General features: G+C 78.9%; 1 protein-coding gene. It reads right to left on the reverse strand.

The features are described from left to right. Positions 1-1,198: DEDD exonuclease domain-containing protein (locus HLB09_RS16895; protein ID WP_171204454.1), on the reverse strand; the 1,198-nt coding region annotated here is incomplete at its 3' end. Positions 1,199-1,561: the final 363 nt, after the last annotated feature.

The raw sequence follows: 1,561 nt of genomic DNA on the forward strand, positions 1-1,561 counted from the left end.
CGAGCGCGCAGGCGCTGGCCCCGGGGGCCGGGCGTGCGGGCAGGCGGGCGGTGCAGCGGCGCAGCGGGTGCGCCTCGTGCAGCGCCTCGACGGCGAGCTCGGCGGCGCGGGCGCTGCTCACGGGGCCGAGGTAGGCGGCGCCGTCGTCGGCGACCCGGCGCACCACCGAGAGCCGGGGGAAGGCCTCGTCGGTGAGCTTGAGCCACCGGCCGCGCTCGGGCCGCGTGGACCGCCGGTTGTAGGCCGGTCGGTGCTCGGCGATGAGGCGCAGCTCGCGGACCGCCGCCTCGAGCGGCGTGGGGCAGACGACGGGGACGACGCGGGCGGCGCGGGCCACCATCTGGTCCATGCGGGCGCGCGTCTCGCCGGCGGTGAAGTAGGAGCGCACGCGGCGCCGGATGTCGCGCGAGGTGCCGACGTAGAGGACCTCGCCGAGGCCGTCGAGGAAGAGGTACACCCCGGGCGCCGAGGGGAGCCCCTCCGCGAGGTGGCGCCGCGAGCGGCGGGCCGGCTGCAGGCGGGCGCCCGCGCGCAGCTGGTCGCGCAGGTCCTCCAGGGTGCGCACGCCCACGCCGCCGAGCCGTCCGAGGAGGGCGTGGAGGACGTCGACCGTGGCGCGGGCGTCGTCCAGCGCCCGGTGGGTGGGCGTGGTGGCGGAGCCGAGGTGCGCCGCGAGCGTGCCGAGCTTGTGGTCGCGCACCTCGTCGCGCCCCAGGACGGCCCTCGAGAGGCTCACCGTGCAGACGACCTCGTTGCCGGGCCACGGCCGGCCCGAACGGGCCCCGGCCGCCCGGAGGAAGCCCGTGTCGAAGGGGGCGTTGTGGGCGACGAGGACGGCGTCGCCCACGAACTCCCAGAAGGCGGCGAGCACCTGGTCCACCGGTGGGGCCGCGGCGACCATGGCGTCGGTGATGCCCGTGAGGACGGTGATGAGCGGCGGCACGGGGCCGCCCGGGTCGACGAGCGTGGACAGCTCGCCGAGGACCTCGCCGCCGCGGACCTTGACCGCGCCGATCTCCGTGATGGCGCACGTGCGCGCCGAGCCCCCGGTCGTCTCGAGGTCGACGACGACGAAGGTGACGTCGTGCAGCGGGGTGCCGAGGTCGTCCAGCGACGTCTGCACGGGGGAGCGCACGGGGCGCGGCGCGGGGGGGCCCAGCGGTGCGGCGGCCGGTGCGACGGGTGGTGCGGCGGGCATGGGGCGGACGGTAGGGGCGCCCCCCGACAGCGCCGGCGCGAGCGCTGACGGGAGCGCCTCCGGCAGGGCCCCCCTCGGGCAGCTCGGGGCGTCGTCCGGGAGGCCGTCGTCGGGGCGTTGTCGGAGGGCGCCCCTAGCGTCCGGCGCGCCGGTCGGGGAGCTCCTCGGCCGCTGCCTGAGGGAGGGGTCACCGATGATCGTCGACTGCGACGGCTGCGCCGCCCGCGGCCCGGCCTGCTCGGACTGCGTGGTGGGCGTGCTGCTCGGCGTGCCGCGGGTCCGCGAGGGGGTCGCGCCCGCCGGGCGCGGCTCAGCCGCGCCGGGCCCGGTGGGCGAGCTCGACGACGCCGAGCGCGCCGCGCT

It is taken from the genome of Pseudokineococcus marinus (assembly GCF_013004605.1).
GTDB lineage: Bacteria > Actinomycetota > Actinomycetes > Actinomycetales > Quadrisphaeraceae > Pseudokineococcus > Pseudokineococcus marinus.